10 protein-coding genes are annotated in these 16,431 nt (G+C 70.8%); 5 read left to right on the plus strand and 5 right to left on the minus strand.

The features are described from left to right. Positions 1-6: 6 nt before the first annotated feature. Both J7E88_RS34430 and J7E88_RS34435 read right to left on the minus strand, forming a co-directional pair. Positions 7-1,332 (minus strand): M18 family aminopeptidase, encoded by a 1,326-nt coding sequence (locus J7E88_RS34430; RefSeq protein WP_215187432.1) that lies wholly within the window; start codon positions 1,330-1,332, stop codon positions 7-9. A 178-nt stretch (positions 1,333-1,510) separates the two neighbouring features. Next, positions 1,511-3,337 (minus strand): acyl-CoA dehydrogenase, encoded by a 1,827-nt coding sequence (locus tag J7E88_RS34435; RefSeq protein WP_215187433.1) that lies wholly within the window; start codon positions 3,335-3,337, stop codon positions 1,511-1,513. Positions 3,338-3,469: 132 nt separating this feature from the next. On the opposite strand from J7E88_RS34435, the gene J7E88_RS34440 reads away from it, so the two are divergent. The 3 genes from J7E88_RS34440 (at position 3,470) to J7E88_RS34450 (ending at position 6,227) form a co-directional block, all read left to right on the plus strand. After that, positions 3,470-3,922 (plus strand): SseB family protein, encoded by a 453-nt coding sequence (locus J7E88_RS34440; protein ID WP_215187434.1) that lies wholly within the window; start codon positions 3,470-3,472, stop codon positions 3,920-3,922. 121 nt (positions 3,923-4,043) lie between these two features. Further along, a complete protein-coding gene (locus tag J7E88_RS34445; RefSeq protein ID WP_215187435.1) occupies positions 4,044-5,027 on the plus strand; it encodes a pirin family protein in 984 nt (327 codons plus the stop codon). Positions 5,028-5,117: 90 nt separating this feature from the next. Then, entirely contained in the window at positions 5,118-6,227 is a 1,110-nt protein-coding gene (locus J7E88_RS34450; RefSeq protein ID WP_215187436.1) for an AI-2E family transporter, read from the plus strand. Here J7E88_RS34450 and J7E88_RS34455 read toward each other — a convergent pair. Beyond that, positions 6,152-8,281 carry a SpoIIE family protein phosphatase gene (locus tag J7E88_RS34455; RefSeq protein WP_215187437.1) on the minus strand — a complete coding sequence of 710 codons (2,130 nt, stop codon included), beginning with the start codon at positions 8,279-8,281 and terminating at the stop codon, positions 6,152-6,154. The genes J7E88_RS34450 and J7E88_RS34455 overlap by 76 nt on opposite strands. A gap of 261 nt (positions 8,282-8,542) precedes the next feature. On the opposite strand from J7E88_RS34455, the gene aspS reads away from it, so the two are divergent. Continuing rightward, positions 8,543-10,315, plus strand: coding sequence for an aspartate--tRNA ligase (gene aspS / locus J7E88_RS34460; RefSeq protein WP_215187438.1), 1,773 nt, complete (start codon positions 8,543-8,545; stop codon positions 10,313-10,315). Between the two features lie 272 nt (positions 10,316-10,587). Here the strand turns inward: aspS and metG are convergent, their stop codons facing one another. Together metG and J7E88_RS34470 are read right to left on the minus strand one after the other, a co-directional pair. Next, complete coding sequence (gene metG / locus J7E88_RS34465; protein WP_215187439.1) at positions 10,588-12,195, minus strand: methionine--tRNA ligase; 1,608 nt, start codon at positions 12,193-12,195, stop codon at positions 10,588-10,590. A 132-nt stretch (positions 12,196-12,327) separates the two neighbouring features. Beyond that, a complete protein-coding gene (locus J7E88_RS34470; protein ID WP_215187440.1) occupies positions 12,328-14,088 on the minus strand; it encodes a VWA domain-containing protein in 1,761 nt (586 codons plus the stop codon). Between the two features lie 284 nt (positions 14,089-14,372). Here J7E88_RS34470 and J7E88_RS34475 point away from each other — a divergent pair, with 284 nt between their 5' ends. Beyond that, positions 14,373-16,427 (plus strand): PhoX family phosphatase, encoded by a 2,055-nt coding sequence (locus J7E88_RS34475; RefSeq protein ID WP_215187493.1) that lies wholly within the window; start codon positions 14,373-14,375, stop codon positions 16,425-16,427. Positions 16,428-16,431: the final 4 nt, after the last annotated feature.

Raw genomic sequence — 16,431 nt, forward strand, 5'->3', positions numbered from 1 at the left:
TGCGGCTCAGCCCTCCAGGAACGCCGCCAGCGCGTTCGCCAGCAGGTAGGGGTCGTCCGCGCCGCACAGCTCGCGTGCGCTGTGCATCGAGAGGATGGCGACGCCGATGTCCACGGTCGTGATGCCGTGCCGGGCCGCGGTGATGGGGCCGATCGTGGTGCCGCAGGGCATCGCGTTGTTCGACACGAACGTCTGCCACGGCACCCCGGCCTTCTCGCAGGCCGCGGCGAACACGGCCCGGCCGCTGCCGTCGGTGGCGTAGCGCTGGTTGACGTTGACCTTGAGGATGGGGCCGCCGTTGGTGCGGGGGTGGTGCGTGGGGTCGTGGCGTTCGGCGTAGTTGGGGTGCACGGCGTGGCCGGTGTCGGAGGACAGGCAGATCGTCCCGGCGAGGGCGCGGGCCCGGTCCTCCAGGGTGCCGCCGCGCGAGAACACCGAACGCTCCAGCACCGAGCCGAGCAGCGGGCCCTCGGCGCCGGTGTCGGACTGTGAGCCGTTCTCCTCGTGGTCGAAGGCGGCGAGGACGGGGATGCACGGCAGGTCGCCGCCCGCGGAGACCGCGCTGAGGGCGGCCGTGCCGGCGTGCACGGAGACGAGGTTGTCCAGGCGGGGGCCGGCCAGGAGCTCGCGGTCGCGGCCGAGGTAGGCGGGCGGTTCGACGGCGTGGACCATCAGGTCCCATCCGGTGATCTCGCCCTCGCCGATGCCGGCCTCCTGCTCCAGGAAGCGGATCAGGTCGCCTTCCTCGACGTCGCCGAGGCCCCAGACGGGCTGCATGTGGCGCTGGCGGTCCAGCTTGAGGCCATCGGTGTTGACCGAGCGGTCGAGGTGGACGGCGAGCTGGGGGACGCGGAGCAGCGGTCGGTCGATGTTGACGAGCCGGTGGGATCCTCTCCCAGAGCCTCCGGCCGGGGAGGTGCCCCCGCGCAGGGTCAGTCGGCCGGCCAGGCCCAGGTCGCGGTCGAGCCAGGTGTTGAGGAGCGTTCCACCGTAGATCTCGACGGCGATCTGCCGCCAGCCGTGGGAGCCGGTGTCCGGCAGGGGCTTGACGCGCAGGTTGGGGGAGTCGGTGTGGGCGCCGACGATACGGAAGGGGGTGTGGGGGGAGGCTCCTTCCGGTACGTACCAGGCGATCAGCGCACCGCCGCGCAGCACGTACCTGCCGCCGGCAGCGCCGTCCCAGGCATCGGTCTCCAGCAGTTGGCGGAAGCCTGCCTTCTCCAGCCGCTCGGCGGCCTCGGCCACCGCGTGGTACGGCGAGGGCGCGGCCGTGAGGAAGGACATCAGGTCGTCGGTGTGGCCGCGGTCGAAGCGGGGGGATGCGCTGCTCATGGGTTCACCTTAACGAGGGGTGTCTGTGCGCCGTTTGCCGATGAGCGGCTCCCCAGGTGGGCGGCGCGCCGGGCTCCGCCGCGGCGGTCGACGCGGCAGGGCCGCCGCCCGATGAAGCCGGGCGACGGCCCTGTGCCGAAAGGTGCCGAGGTGGGGCGAACCGAGCCTCGAGAAGAGGTCAGAAAGCGGCCTCGTCCAGGTCCATCAGCGAGCCGTCGACGTTCTCGGCGAGCGCCCGCTCGACGGAGACGCCCGGCAGGACGTTGGCGGCGAAGAACTTCGCGGCCGCGATCTTGCCCTGGTAGAACGGCACGTCCTTGGCGGACGCGGTCTGCAGCTTCTCCGCGGCCACGGCGGCGCCGCGCAGCAGCAGGTAGGCGACGACGACGTCACCGGAGGCCATCAGCAAGCGGGTGGTGTTGAGGCCGACCTTGTAGATGTTCTTGACGTCCTCGCCCGTGGCGATCAGGTCGTTCGTCATGGTGCCGACGATCGCCTCCAGGTCGACGGCCGCCTTGGCGAGCGCTTCGCGGGCCGGGGCGAGCTCGTCGCCGCCGGTGCCGACGGCGAGGAACTTCTTGATCTCCTCGGACAGGGTGTTCAGCGCCTGGCCCTGGTCGCGGACGATCTTCCGGAAGAAGTAGTCCTGGCCCTGGATCGCCGTGGTGCCCTCGTAGAGGGTGTCGATCTTGGCGTCGCGGATGTACTGCTCGACCGGGTACTCCTGCAGGTAGCCAGAGCCGCCGAAGGTCTGCAGGGACTGGGCCAGCTGCTCGTAGGACTTCTCGGAGCCGTAGCCCTTGACGATCGGCAGCAGCAGGTCGTTCAGCGCGACGAGTGCCTTGGCGTCCTCGCCGGCGGCCTCCTTGGCTGCGATCTCGTCCTGGATGGAGGCGGTGTAGAGCACCAGGGCGCGCATGCCTTCGGCGTACGCCTTCTGCGTCATCAGGGAGCGGCGCACGTCGGGGTGGTGGGTGATGGTGACCTTGGGCGCGGTCTTGTCCGCGAAGTTCTTCAGGTCGGGGCCCTGGACGCGCTCCTTGGCGTACTCCAGAGCGTTCAGGTAGCCGGTGGAGAGCGTGGCGATGGCCTTCGTGCCGACCATCATCCGGGCGAACTCGATGATCATGAACATCTGGCGGATGCCGTCGTGCTTGTCGCCGATCAGCCAGCCCTTGGCGGGGTGCTGGTCGCCGAAGGTCATCTCGCAGGTGTTGGAGGCCTTGAGGCCCATCTTGTGCTCGACGTTCGTCGCGTACACGCCGTTGCGCTCGCCCAGCTCGCCGGTCTCCCAGTCGAAGTGGTACTTCGGGACGAGGAAGAGGGACAGGCCCTTGGTGCCCGGACCGGCACCCTCGGGGCGGGCCAGCACGTAGTGAAGGATGTTCTCCTCCATGTCGTGCTCACCGGAGGTGATGAAGCGCTTCACGCCCTCGATGTGCCAGGAGCCGTCCTCCTGCTGGATCGCCTTGGTGCGGCCGGCGCCGACGTCCGAGCCGGCGTCCGGCTCGGTGAGGACCATGGTGGAGCCCCAGCGCTTCTCGACGGCTATCTCGGCGATCTTCTTCTGCGCCTCGTTGCCCTCGTCGAAGAGGACGCCGGCGAAGGCCGGGCCGGAGGAGTACATCCAGACAGCCGGGTTCGAGCCGAGCAGCAGCTCCGCGTAGGACCAGATCAGGGAGCGGGGCGAGACGGTGCCGCCGATCTCCTCGGGCAGGCCGAGGCGCCAGTACTCCGAGTCCATGAAGGCCTTGTAGCTCTTCTTGAAGCTCGCCGGGACGGGCGCGGTGTTGGTGGCCGGGTCGAACACCGGCGGGTTGCGGTCGGCATCGGCGAAGGATTCGGCCAGCTCGTTCTCCGCGAGGCGGGCAATCTCCTCGAGGATCGACTTGGCGGTGTCGACGTCCATCTCCGCGAACGGGCCGGTGCCGTACAGCTTGTCGCGTCCGAGGACCTCGAAGAGGTTGAACTCGATGTCGCGGAGATTCGACTTGTAGTGCCCCATGGCGACGGCTCCGTTAATGATCGGAAGATGGACTTGTCGTCCACGTACCAGTAAGTAGCTTCGATGATGCTACCCGTCGGTAATAAGATGCAACCCCTCTCGGGGCACATGTGACTCGTTACTCTTGCGTGCATGTACGGCTACGACCAGACCCCGGGCGCACAGCAGCAGCAGTACGTGCCGCAGCAGCCCTCCTACGGAGAGCAGCCGCTGTACCCCGAGCCGTCGCCGCCGTCCCTGGCCGACGCGGTGCGGGCCTTCACGACGGGTTCGCTGTCGGCCGAGGACTTCCAGCAGGTCTTCGCGACCTCGAAGGTGTACTGCCCGCGTGGTGACAACCCCGGCTTCCTGGCGCTGCACAACACCCAGCAGCCGGTCATCCCCATGTTCACCTCGCTCAAGGAGCTGCGCCGGTACGCGGGCAAGGACTCCAAGTACTTCGTCATCACCGGCGCCGAGGTGATCGACCTCCTGCCGACGGGGTACGGCTTCGTGCTCGACATGGAGGGTGATCACCGGATGGTCTTCGACGCGAAGGCCGTGGAGCAGATGGTCGATTTCGCGATGCGCCGGATGTACGGGTAAGGGCCGGCGGGCAGGCTGGTGAATCCGGGGCGCCCGGGAGGAATTCCTCCCGGGCGTTCGTCGTTCCCGATGGCAGGAAGTTCAGGATTCAACTAAGCTCGTCGCACAAGGAGGTCCCGCCATGCCCGCAGTGACTGTCGAGAACCCGCTCACCCTGCCGCGCGTCGCCGCGCCCGCCGATGCCGTCCAGCGGCCCGTGCTCACCGTGATCACCGCGCCCAGCGGCTTCGAAGGGGAAGGCTTTCCGGTGCGGCGCGCCTTCGCCGGGATCAACTACCGCCACCTCGACCCGTTCATCATGATGGACCAGATGGGCGAGGTGGACTACGCGCCCGGAGAGCCGAAGGGCACCCCCTGGCACCCCCACCGCGGCTTCGAGACCGTCACCTACCTGATCGACGGGACCTTCGTCCACCAGGACAGCAACGGGGGCGGCGGCACCATCCAGAACGGCGACACCCAGTGGATGACCGCCGGTTCCGGCCTGCTGCACATCGAGGCGCCGCCCGAGCAGCTCGTCCTGTCCGGCGGGCTGTTCCACGGGCTCCAGCTTTGGGTGAACCTGCCCGCCAAGGACAAGATGATGAACCCCCGTTACCAGGACATCCGCGGCGGTCACGTCCGGCTGCTGACCTCGGCCGACGGAGGTGCACTGCTGCGGGTCATCGCCGGTGAGCTGGACGGCCATGAGGGACCCGGCATCACCCACACCCCGATCACGATGATCCACGCGACGCTGCGCCCGGGCGCGCAGGTCCGGCTGCCGTGGCGCGAGGACTTCAACGGCCTGGCCTACGTGCTGGCCGGCCGCGGCGCGGTCGGCGAGGAGCGGCGGCCGGTCCACATGGGCCAGACCGCGGTGTTCGGCGCCGGGGGTGCGCTCACCGTGTGGGCCGACGACACCCAGAACGGCTCGCACAGCGGGGACCTGGAGATCGTGCTGCTGGGCGGGGCGCCGATCCGGGAACCCATGGCGCACTACGGGCCGTTCGTGATGAACACGCGCGAGGAGCTCCAGCAGGCCTTCGAGGACTTCCAGAAGGGCCGGCTCGGCACCGTCCCCGCCGTCCACGGCATGCAGGAGTCCGGGCCGACCGTCGCCTGACGGCTCCGCCGACCGGGGGGCTGACGCAGCGCCACCCCCCTGGCCGGTCCCGGCAGGACGCGGCACCGGTGCCGTGATCGGCTGGGTGGCGTGCAGACCCCTCACGTCCGGCCCGTCCTCCCCGACCCCGTGCGCCGACTCGCGGCCTGGTGCGTGGTTGTGCTGCTGCTGACCGGGGTCGGCGCGGTGGCGGTCTGGCTGATCGTCACGCTCAAGACGGCCGTCACGCCGGTCCTGCTGGCGCTGCTGGGCACCGCACTGCTGGGACCGCTGTACCGGCGGCTCCTGCGCATGAAGGTGCAGCGCTCAGTCGCCGCAGGGCTGACCTGCGCCGCCGTGCTCGCGGTCGTCGGCGGCGCGGTCTACATCGTGGTCAACGCGCTGCTGGAGACCGGTGACCAGATCGTCGCCTCGCTCCGGCGGGCCGCCCAGGACCTCGCGGACCACTTCGGCGCGGCGGGCACCTCCCTCGACGACCTGGCGAGCAACGCCAAGGAGCTGCTGGGCAAGTTCGGCGCGACCGCCGCGTCCGGCGTGATCTCCGGACTGAGCGTGGTCGGCGAGATGATCGCCATCGCCGTGCTGGCGCTGCTCCTGGTCTTCTTCTTCCTGCGTGACTCCGATCGCGCCGTGCTGACCCTGCGCTCTCTCGTGCCCCGTTCCACCGGCGACACCGTGGAGGCGATGGCCCGCCGCGCCTTCGAGGCCGTCGAGGGCTTCATGCGCGGGACCACGTTCATCGCGCTGATCGACGCCCTGTGCATCACCGTCGGACTGCTCGTCCTGCGCGTCCCCGGCGCGGTCGGCCTCGGCGCGCTGGTCTTCGTCGGCGCCTACATCCCCTACCTGGGCGCCTTCATCTCCGGCGCGGTCGCCGTCCTGGTCGCGCTCGCCGACCGCGGATTCGTGATCGCGCTCTGGGTGCTGGGCGTCGTGCTCGCCGTGCAGGTGCTCGAAGGCCATGTGCTCCAGCCGCTGATCCAGAGCCGTACGGTCCAGATGCATCCGGCCGTCGTGATGCTGGCGATCACGGCGGGGGCCGGCCTCGCCGGCATCCTCGGGATGCTGCTCGCCGTTCCCGTCACCGCCGCCGTGTTCGGGGTGATCGGTGAACTGAGGTCCCGTTACGCCGCGGGCAGCGCCGGGTCCGGTCCGCCGTCGGGCCCACCGTCCGGTTCCGCGCCCGCGGCCGGCTCGTAGAGCTCGAACCAGATCGACTTGCCCTCGCCCCTCGGATCCACGCCCCAGGCATCCGCCAGCACCTCCATCAGCACCAACCCGCGCCCCGACGACGCCATCTCGCCCGGCCGGCGCTTGTGCGGCAGCTCGTCGCTCGGGTCGGTGACCTCCACGCGCAGCCTGCGGCTCTCGTCCCCGTGCGCGATCTCGGCGGCCAGCAGGGCGTTGCCGTCGGTGTGGACGAGCACATTGGTGACCATCTCGGAGACCATCAGCACGGCGGAGTCGACCTGCTCCGCGTCCGACCAGTCGTGCAGCAGCTCCCGCAGATGCTGCCTGGCCGCCGCGATCCGCTCCGGCTCGGCCTGGGCGACGCTCATCGCGGTGCGCCGGGTGGGCCGCCGGACGGGCGCGCCCTCCCGGGTGAGCAGCAGGACCGCGATGTCGTCCTCGCGCCGGTCGGCGAGCGGGCCGGTCGTGTGGTGCGAGGTGGGTCCGTGGACGGCCTGGACGAGGGTGTCCGCCAGGTCCTCCAGCGGACGGCCCGCGTTCTCCTCGAGAACGCCCCGCAGCCGCGCCCAGCCGGTGTCCAGATCGTGCCCGCCGGTCTCCAGGAGCCCGTCCGTGCAGATCATCAGTGTCTCGCCGGCCTCCAGCACGAACCGGGTCGTCGGATAGTCCGAGTCCGGGTCGACACCGAGCGGGAGCCCGCCCTCGGTGGCCCGCAGCAGCACGGTGCCGTCGGCGGTGACCACCACGGGATCGGGGTGGCCCGCGCGGGCGATCTCCACCAGGCCGGTGGCCGGCTCGACCTCCAGGTACAGGCAGGTGGCGAACCGGGGGCCCGAGTGGTCGCCGTTGTCGTGGGCGTCGGTGACGCCGTGCAGGAAGCGGGAGGCGCGGGAGAGCACCGCGTCCGGCCGGTGTCCCTCGGAGGCGTACGCGCGCAGGGCGATCCGCAGCTGGCCCATCAGCCCGGCGGCGCGCACGTCGTGGCCCTGGACGTCGCCGATCACCAGTGCCATGCGTCCGGACGGCAGCGGGATCATGTCGTACCAGTCCCCGCCGACCTGGAGCCCGCCGCCGGTGGGCACGTACCGGGCGGCCACGGTCATGCCGGGGATGTCCGGGCCCAGCGTCGGCATCATCGAGCGCTGGAGGCCCAGCGAGAGCTCCCGCTCGGACTCGGCGACGCCCGCGCGGGCCAGCGCCTGGGCGAGCATGCGGGCCACCGTGGTCAGCACCGAGCGCTCGTCGGGCGTGAAGGCGACCGGATGGCGGAAGGCGGCCATCCAGGCGCCGATGGTGCGTCCGGCCACGATCAGCGGCAGGAAGGCCCAGGACTGGCGGCCGAACCGCTGGGCGAGCGGCCAGGTGACGGGAAAGCGGCGGCGGTAGTCGTCGGGCGTGGGCAGATAGATCGCGCGCCCGGTGCGGATGACCTCGGAGGCCGGGTAGTCGGTGTCCAGCGGCAGGTCGGTGAACGGCTCGTCGTCGCCCGCGCTGTGCCCGTGGTGGCCGATGATGGTCAGCCGGTCGCCGCCGACGCCGAAGACGGCGAGCCCGTCGGGAGAGAAGCCGGGCATGGACAGGGACGCGGCGACGCGCAGCACCTCGGCGGTCGACCGCGCCTCGGCCAGCGCGCGGCCCGCGTCCAGCAGGAACGCCTCGCGCGAACGCCGCCAGTCGCCGGTGATCGACGTCTGGGCCGCCGTCGCGCTCGGCTTCGGCTCGGCGACCTCCTGGATCGTGCCGATCAGCTGGTAGCGCTCCCCGACGAGGACGGGCTTGCTGCGGCTGCGGACGGTGCGTACCACCCGGCCCGACCCGTCGACGATGCGCAGCCGCGCCTCGGCGAGGGTGTCCTCGGCGATCGCGAGGGCGACGATCCCGTTGACCTCGTTCCAGTCGACCGGGTGGAAGCGGGAGCGGACGGCGGACTCCGAGTGGTCCCCGGGCCCCGCGGGCAGCTCCATCAGCCGGGCGGCCTCCGCGTCGAGCGTGACCGTCCCGGACGCGTCGTCCCAGCGCCACATGCCGGTCGCGATGGCGGCCAGAACGTCCTCCGTACGCATGGGGCTCACCCTATTCCGGCGCCGAGGATCATGACGCGCGGAGCGTGCGGGGCGCTTCGGCCGGAAGGGCGCCTGCGAACTCCGGCCCGGAGGGCCTCGGGTGCGTCAGACGGGCAGCCGGGCGCGGCGGGACGGCCGATGTGACGCGCCGGGCCGGCAGATGTGACGGTGTCGCGTCTATGTCAATGAGTCGCGGGGGAGCCGGGCGGTAACCTTGCAAAGGTTGCCCACCTTCGAATCTCCAAGACTGGATGAACGACGATGCATCGGTACAGGTCCCACACCTGCGGCGAGCTCCGCGCCTCTGACGTCACAGCCGACGTCCGGCTGAGCGGCTGGCTGCACAACCGCCGAGACCTGGGCGGCATCCTCTTCATCGATCTGCGCGACCACTACGGCATCACGCAGCTCGTCGCCCGCCCGGGCACCGCCGCCTACGAGGCCCTGGACAAGGTGAACAAGGAGTCGGTCGTCCGCGTCGACGGCCGGGTCGTCTCGCGCGGCGCCGAGAACGTGAACCCCGAGCTGCCGACCGGCGAGATCGAGATCGAGGTGTCCGAGGTCGAGCTGCTGGGCGCCGCGCAGCAGCTGCCGTTCCAGATCAACACCGACGACGGTGTGGGCGAGGAGCGCCGCCTGGAGTACCGCTTCCTCGACCTGCGCCGCGAGCGCATGCACCGCAACATCATGCTGCGCACCGCCGTCATCTCCGCCATCCGGCACAAGATGACCGCTCTCGGCTTCAACGAGATGGCCACGCCGATCCTGACGGCCACCTCCCCCGAGGGTGCGCGCGACTTCGTGGTGCCGTCCCGGCTGAACCCCGGCAAGTTCTACGCACTGCCGCAGGCGCCCCAGCAGTTCAAGCAGCTGTTCATGATCTCCGGCTTCGACCGTTACTTCCAGATCGCGCCCTGCTTCCGCGACGAGGACGCCCGCGCCGACCGTTCGCCGGGCGAGTTCTACCAGCTCGACGTCGAGATGAGCTTCGTCGAGCAGGAGGACGTCTTCCAGCCGATCGAGAAGCTGATGACCGAGCTCTTCGAGGAGTTCGGCGCCGGCCGCCACGTCACCTCCCCGTTCCCGCGCATCCCGTTCCGCGAGGCGATGCTGAAGTACGGCAACGACAAGCCGGACCTGCGCGCCCAGCTGGAGCTCGTCGACATCACCGACGTCTTCGAGGGCTCGGAGTTCAAGGCGTTCGCCGGCAAGCACGTGCGTGCGCTGCCCGTGCCGGACGTCGCGTCGCAGAGCCGCAAGTTCTTCGACGGTCTGGGCGACTACGCGGTCGAGCAGGGTGCGAAGGGCCTGGCCTGGGTGCGGGTGGGCGAGGACGGCGGGCTCACCGGCCCGATCGCCAAGTTCCTCACCGAGGAGAACGTCAAGGTCCTCACCGAGCGCCTCGGCCTCGCCCCCGGCCACGCGGTCTTCTTCGGCGCGGGCGAGTTCGACGAGGTTTCCAAGATCATGGGCGCGGTCCGCGTCGAGGCCGCCAAGCGCGCCGGCCACTTCGAGGAGAACGTCTTCCGGTTCTGCTGGATCGTCGACTTCCCGATGTACGAGAAGGACGAGGAGACCGGAAAGATCGACTTCTCGCACAACCCCTTCTCGATGCCGCAGGGCGGCCTCGAGGCTCTTGAGACCCAGGACCCGCTGGACATCCTGGGCTGGCAGTACGACATCGTCTGCAACGGTGTCGAGCTGTCCTCCGGCGCGATCCGGAACCACGAGCCCGAGATCATGTTCAAGGCGTTCGAGATCGCGGGGTACTCCCGGGAGACCGTCGAGCGCGAGTTCGCGGGCATGCTGCGCGCGTTCCAGTACGGCGCCCCGCCGCACGGCGGCATCGCCCCGGGCGTGGACCGCATCGTCATGCTCCTCGCCGACGAGCCGAACATCCGGGAGACCATCGCGTTCCCGCTCAACGGCAACGCGCAGGACCTCATGATGGGCGCGCCCACCGAGCTGGAGGAGTCCCGCCTGCGCGAGCTGAACATCGCGCTGCGCAAGCCGGTCGCCAAATCCGGCGAGTAGGCACCCACAGCATGTGGGGAGGGCCCCGGAACCGGACGGTTCCGGGGCCCTCCCCATGCGCCCGGCGGCTCCGCCGCGCAGGGCGGCGGCAGCGGGAGCGGGGCTCCGGCCGGAGGTGGTGATGGGGTGCGCGGGATCGCCGGCGGCTGAGCGCACGCCGGAGCCGAGCGCACGCCGGAGTACGGCGAGGGACCGGGGACCTGCCAGCGCGGCGGGCACGGCGAGGGGCCCGGAACCCAAGCCGTGGTTCCGGGCCCCTCGCCGTGCCGGGGTCAGTCCTTCTTCGGCTCCTCCAGGCGCGGGAACAGCACCGCGCCCTTCGTCACCGTCGCGCCCGCGGGGAGCTTGCCCCACTCGCCCGCTTCCTGGACCCGCTGATCGGCCAGCGCACCCAGGACCGGCTCGGCGCCGAGCGACTCCCACAGCTTCTGGGACGTCTCCGGCATCACCGCGTTCAGCAGGACGGCGACCGCGCGCAGGGACTCGGCGGCGGTGTAGAGGATCGTCGCCAGCCGGGCGCGGCCCTCGTCAGAAGTGTCCTTCGCGACCTTCCACGGCTCCTGCTCCGTGATGTAGCCGTTGACCTGCTTCACGAAGTCGAAGATCGCCAGGATGCCGCCCTGGAAGTCCAGTTCCTCGCCGATCTTCCGGTCGGCTTCGGCGACCGCCTTGGCCAGACCGTCCTGGACGGCCTTCTCGGCGTCCCCGGAGACATCGGCGGCGGGCAGGGAGCCCGCGAAGTACTTGCCGACCATCGCCGCCACGCGTGAGGCCAGGTTGCCGTAGTCGTTGGCGAGCTCGGAGGTGTAGCGGGCGCTGAAGTCCTCCCAGGAGAACGAGCCGTCCTGGCCGAACGTGATCGCACGCAGGAAGTACCAGCGGTAGGCGTCCACGCCGAAGTGCGAGGTCAGGTCCTGCGGCTTGATGCCGGTCAGGTTGGACTTCGACATCTTCTCGCCGCCGACCATCAGCCAGCCGTTGGCCACGATCTTCCCGGGCACCGGCAGACCCTGGGCCATCAGCATCGCGGGCCAGATGATCGCGTGGAAGCGCAGGATGTCCTTGCCGATGAGGTGGACGTTCGCCGGGAACGTCTCCTCGAACTTCGCCGGGTTCTCGTTGTAGCCGACCGCCGTCGCGTAGTTGAGGAGCGCATCGATCCACACGTAGATCACGTGCTTCTCGTCCCACGGCACGGGGACGCCCCAGTCGAAGCTGGAGCGCGAGATCGACAGGTCCTGCATGCCCTGCTTGACGAAGTTCACGACCTCGTTGCGCGCGGACTCGGGCTGGATGAAGTCCGGGTTCGCCGCGTAGAAGTCGAGCAGCTTCGGGCCGTACTCGCTGAGCTTGAAGAAGTAGTTCTCCTCCTTGAGGATCTCCACCGGCTTCTTGTGGATCGGGCACAGCTTGGTGCCGTCCTCGGCCTCGATGAGGTCGCCGGGGAGCTTGTACTCCTCACAGCCCACGCAGTAAGGGCCCTCGTACCCGCCCTTGTAGATCTCGCCCTTGTCGTACAGGTCCTGCACGAACTCCTGCACACGGTCCGTGTGCCGCTTCTCCGTGGTGCGGATGAAGTCGTCGTTCGCGATGTTCAGGTGCTCCCAGAGGGGCTTCCACGCCTCCTCGACGAGCTTGTCGCACCATGCCTGGGGCGTGACGTTGTTCGCCTCGGCCGTGCGCATGATCTTCTGACCGTGCTCGTCCGTGCCGGTGAGGTACCACACCTTCTCGCCGCGCTGACGGTGCCAGCGGGTGAGCACGTCGCCTGCGACGGTCGTATAGGCGTGGCCCAGGTGAGGAGCGTCGTTGACGTAGTAGATGGGGGTCGAGACGTAGTACGCCTTCGCCCCCTGCTTCTCGGATCCAGTGGCCGCCATGGTCGAAATCCTATCGGCCCGCTGGAGATCAACTCACACGTATAAGGCGTGGGGGCGAGAGCCGGACGCCGACGGCCGGGCCGCGCGGTGTGCGCGGCCCGGCCGTCGGGCGTGGCGTGTGCTGCCGGTTACTCAGGGGCGCCAGGTCCCGAGGAGCCCCTGGAACACCTCGGCGTCCGGCAGGTCGGCGGGCGCCGGGCCCGCGTGGAAGAAGGCGGCGTTGTCGGCCTGCATCTTGCGGAGGTAGTCGAACGCCTTGGCGTCGTGCTCGCCGAACGCCACGAACTGCCAGAAGACCGGCTGAACGGCGGCTGCCGCGAGGGCGGCGGTGGCGGCGGTCTTGGACTCGGGCGCGCCGTCGGTCTGGAAGATCACGAACGCGGGAGCGTCCGTGGCCGCCTTGGCGTGCAGCGCGAGGACCTCCTCGACGGCGAGGTGGTAGTTCGTACGTCCCATACGGCCGAGCCCGGCGTGCAGCTCGTCGACGCGGCCCTCGTGGGCGTCGAGGGTGAGCTCGCCGGTGCCGTCGATCTCGGTCGAGAAGAACACGACGTCGACCGTGGCGCGCTCGTCGAGATGCGCGGCGAGGGCGAGCGCCTGCTCGCCGAGGTGCTGGGCGCTGCCGTCCTTGTAGAAGGGCCGCATGGACCCGGACCGGTCGAGCACCAGATACACCCGCGCGCGGGCACCGGTGAGGCCGGCCTTCTTGAGGGCGGCGCCGGCGGTCTTGTACGCGTCGACGATCCGGGGAGCGCGGGCCTTGACGCGCGCGAGCGCGGTGGCGGCCTTGCCGCCTTCGGCGGCGGTCCCGCTGCCCTCGTCGGCCGAGTTCTCCGACGCGGCGGCGGCCTCCGGCTCGGGGGTGGTCCGCGGCGCGGCGGCGGCGTCGGCCTCGGGCTCAGGGGCGGCGGCCTCCGGCTCGGGGGTGGCCTCGGGCGCGGCGGCCAGGGGCGTCTCGTCGGCCTGCTCGTCGAGGCCGACCTCCGGCTCAGGGGCAGCCTCGGCCTCGGGGGTGGCCTCATCCACCGGGGCAGCCTCGGCCTCGGGGGTGGCCTCGTCCGCCGGGGTTTCCTCCGCGGCGGCGTTGGCCTCGGGGGCGGCCTCGTCGGCCTCCGGCTCGGGGGTGGTGGCGGTCTCGGCAGTGACGGTCTCGGCCGCGGAAGTGTCGGCGGCGGCCTCAGGTGTCTCGTCGCCCTGCTCGTCGAGGCCGGCCTCGGGCTCGGGGGTGGCCTCGTCCACCAGGGTTTCCGCCACGGCTGTGGCATCCGGCTCGGTGGCGGTCTCCGGGGCAGCGCTCTCGGCCGGCTCGGCCTCGTCGGCCTCCGGCTCGGGGGTGGTGGCGGTCTCGGCAGTGACGGTCTCGGCCGCGGAAGTGTCGGCGGCGGCCTCAGGTGTCTCGTCGGCCTGCTCGTCGAGGCCGGCCTCGGGCTCGGAGGTGGCCTCGTCCGCTGGGTTTTCCGCCACGGCTGTGGCGTTCGTGGCGGGGGCCTCGTTCTGAGGCTCGACCGCGTCGGCCTCCGGTTCCGGGGCGGTCTCCGGCGCGGCGGCGCCGGCCTCCGGCTCGGAGGTGACCTCGGGCGCGGCGGTGGCCGTCTCCGCAGCGACGCTCTCGGCCGGCGCGACCGGGTCGGTCTCCGTGGCAACGACATCCGCAGGCTTCGCCGGCTCCGGCGTGGACTGGGACGGGACCGAGGCGCGGCGTGAGGGCGGGTTGTCGAACGCCGCCGAGACCAGGTCCGACACCCGGTCCACCGGCGCCTGCGCCGGCACCGTGGCGGTGGCCGGTTCCTTGCGCTCCTGGGCCGGAACGGAGGTCGCCACCGACTCCTCGTGCTCGGCGCCGTCAGCGCGATCGCGGCCGAACACCTTGCGCAGCAAGCTCCGAATACCCATGGGCGGGCCTTTCGCATGAGTTGGGTGCGGTGACTGTCCGCTCCTGCAGACGTTCCGCCCGGGCAACGCAGGACAGGGCGGACACGTAAGGTTAGCGGCAGCCCGCGGCGGCTTTGGGGAGGGCACCCGCAAGCCTCCCCCACACACACCAACCGCGCCTCGTCCGTGCCGCATTCATCGCCCGTTCACCCTGTGTCCGCCGCCGGGCAGCGGTGCGCACCTAACGTCACGGCCGGAATCATTCCGACACCATGTCGGCGCAGGTTGCGCCGAAGGAGGACGAAGTGCGCAAACTGCTGCCGCTGTTGAACGCCGCCCCCCACGCGGGCGGGCGTTCCGCGCTGACCTGCCGCTACCGATGCGGCGACGCCTGCTTCCACGAGGTCCCCAACACCAGCGACAACGAGTACGTCGGTGACGTCATAGCGAGCGCACTGTCGCGCCGCTCGATGATGCGCGCCGCCGCCGTCGTCACCGTCGCGGCCGCGGCGGGCGGCGCGGCCGTCGTGCACGGCGCCGCCCCCGCCGCAGCGGCCGGAACCGGCCACCCGCACAAGCCCGGCACGGCCGACGGCGCCCGCGGTCTCCGCTTCGCCCCCGTCGCCCCGAACAAGGACGACAAGGTCACCGTCCCAGCGGGCTACGAGCAGAGCATCGTCATCCGCTGGGGCGAGCCCATCCTGCGCGGTGCGCCCGCCTTCGACCCGGACAGGCAGACCGCCAAGGCGCAGGCCGGGCAGTTCGGCTACAACAACGACTTCCTGTCCCTGCTCCCGCTCAAGGGCGAGCGCGGCCGCCAGGTGCTCGTCGCGAACCACGAGTACACGGACGAAGTCCTGATGTTCAAGGGCTACGACCCCGAGAACCCGACCCGCGAGCAGGTCGAGATCGCCTGGGCCGCGCACGGTCTGTCCGTCGTCGTGGTCCAGGAGGAGCACCGCAACGGCAAGCTGACCCCGCTCACGCGTCACCCGCTCAACCGCCGCCTCACCGCGACGAGCGAGTTCGAGCTCACCGGCCCCGCCGCGGGCTCGCCCCTGCTGCGCACGTCCGCCGATCCGTCCGGCACCACCGTGCTCGGCACGCTGAACAACTGCGCCGGCGGCACCACCCCGTGGGGCACCACGCTGCACGGTGAGGAGAACTTCAACCAGTACTTCGCAGGCGGCTCCAGCGCGACCGACAAGCGCTACGGCATCGCCTCCGGCCCCACCGAGCGCAAGTGGGAGCGTTTCGACAAGCGCTTCGACGCGGCGCAGGAGCCGAACGAGTCGCACCGCCACGGCTGGGTCGTCGAACTGGACCCGTACGACCCCGAGTCGACGCCGCGCAAGCGCACCGCGCTCGGCCGCTTCAAGCACGAGGCCGCGCAGCCCCGTCTCACCGACGACGGCCGTCCGGTCGTCTACATGGGTGACGACGAGCGCTTCGACTACTTCTACAAGTTCGTCTCTTCCAAGCGGATGATGAAGGGCGGCAGCCGCGCCGCCCGCGAGCACAACCTCACGCTGCTCGACGAGGGCACCCTGTACGTCGCCAAGCTGACCGGCGACAGCCCGGCCGCGGAGATCGACGGCACGGGCAAGCTGCCGGACGACGGCGAGTTCGACGGCTCCGGCGTGTGGATCCCGCTCGCCACCAAAGACGTCTCGCACGTCCCGGGCATGACCGCCGAGGAGGTGTACGTCTTCACCCGCCTCGCCGGTGACAAGGTCGGCGCCACCAAGATGGACCGCCCCGAGGACGTCGAGCCGAGCCCCCGCACCGGCCGGGTCTACGTCGCGCTCACGAACAACAAGGACCGCGGCGCCGCCGGCAAGGCGGGCGCGGACGAGGCCAACCCGCGCACCAACAACAAGCACGGCCAGGTCCTGGAGCTGGCCGAGCACTGGGACGACCCGGCGAGCGACGGTTTCGCCTGGCGTCTCTTCCTGGTCGCGGGCGACCCGAACGACCCGGCCACCTACTTCGCCGGTTTCCCCAAGGAGAAGGTCAGCCCCATCTCCTGCCCGGACAACGTCGCCTTCGACCCGTACGGCAACCTGTGGATCTCCACGGACGGCAACGCCCTCGGCTCGCACGACGGCCTGTTCGGTGTGGCGACCCATGGCGAGCGCCGCGGTGAGCTCAAGCAGTTCCTGACCGTGCCGACCGGCGCCGAGACCTGTGGCCCGATCATCCAGGACCGCCGCGTGCTGGTCGCGGTCCAGCACCCGGGCGAGGTCGACGGCGCTTCCGTCGAGAAGCCCGCGAGCGCCTGGCCCGACGGACCGGGCAGGCTGGTGCGCCCGTCGGTCGTCGCCGTGTACCGCAAGGACGGCCGCGGCATCGGCGCGTGACCGC

Source organism: Streptomyces sp. ISL-10 (genome assembly GCF_018614575.1).
GTDB lineage: Bacteria > Actinomycetota > Actinomycetes > Streptomycetales > Streptomycetaceae > Streptomyces.

What these genes read in the sequence shown, in the direction of transcription:
- J7E88_RS34430 (WP_215187432.1), bottom strand. Translation starts at nt 1,332, where the DNA reads ATGAGCAGCGCATCCCCCCGCTTCGACCGCGGCCACACCGACGACCTG.
- J7E88_RS34435 (WP_215187433.1), bottom strand. Translation starts at nt 3,337, where the DNA reads ATGGGGCACTACAAGTCGAATCTCCGCGACATCGAGTTCAACCTCTTC.
- J7E88_RS34440 (WP_215187434.1), top strand. Translation starts at nt 3,470, where the DNA reads ATGTACGGCTACGACCAGACCCCGGGCGCACAGCAGCAGCAGTACGTG.
- J7E88_RS34445 (WP_215187435.1), top strand. Translation starts at nt 4,044, where the DNA reads ATGCCCGCAGTGACTGTCGAGAACCCGCTCACCCTGCCGCGCGTCGCC.
- J7E88_RS34455 (WP_215187437.1), bottom strand. Translation starts at nt 8,281, where the DNA reads ATGCGTACGGAGGACGTTCTGGCCGCCATCGCGACCGGCATGTGGCGC.
- aspS (WP_215187438.1), top strand. Translation starts at nt 8,543, where the DNA reads ATGCATCGGTACAGGTCCCACACCTGCGGCGAGCTCCGCGCCTCTGAC.
- metG (WP_215187439.1), bottom strand. Translation starts at nt 12,195, where the DNA reads ATGGCGGCCACTGGATCCGAGAAGCAGGGGGCGAAGGCGTACTACGTC.
- J7E88_RS34470 (WP_215187440.1), bottom strand. Translation starts at nt 14,088, where the DNA reads ATGGGTATTCGGAGCTTGCTGCGCAAGGTGTTCGGCCGCGATCGCGCT.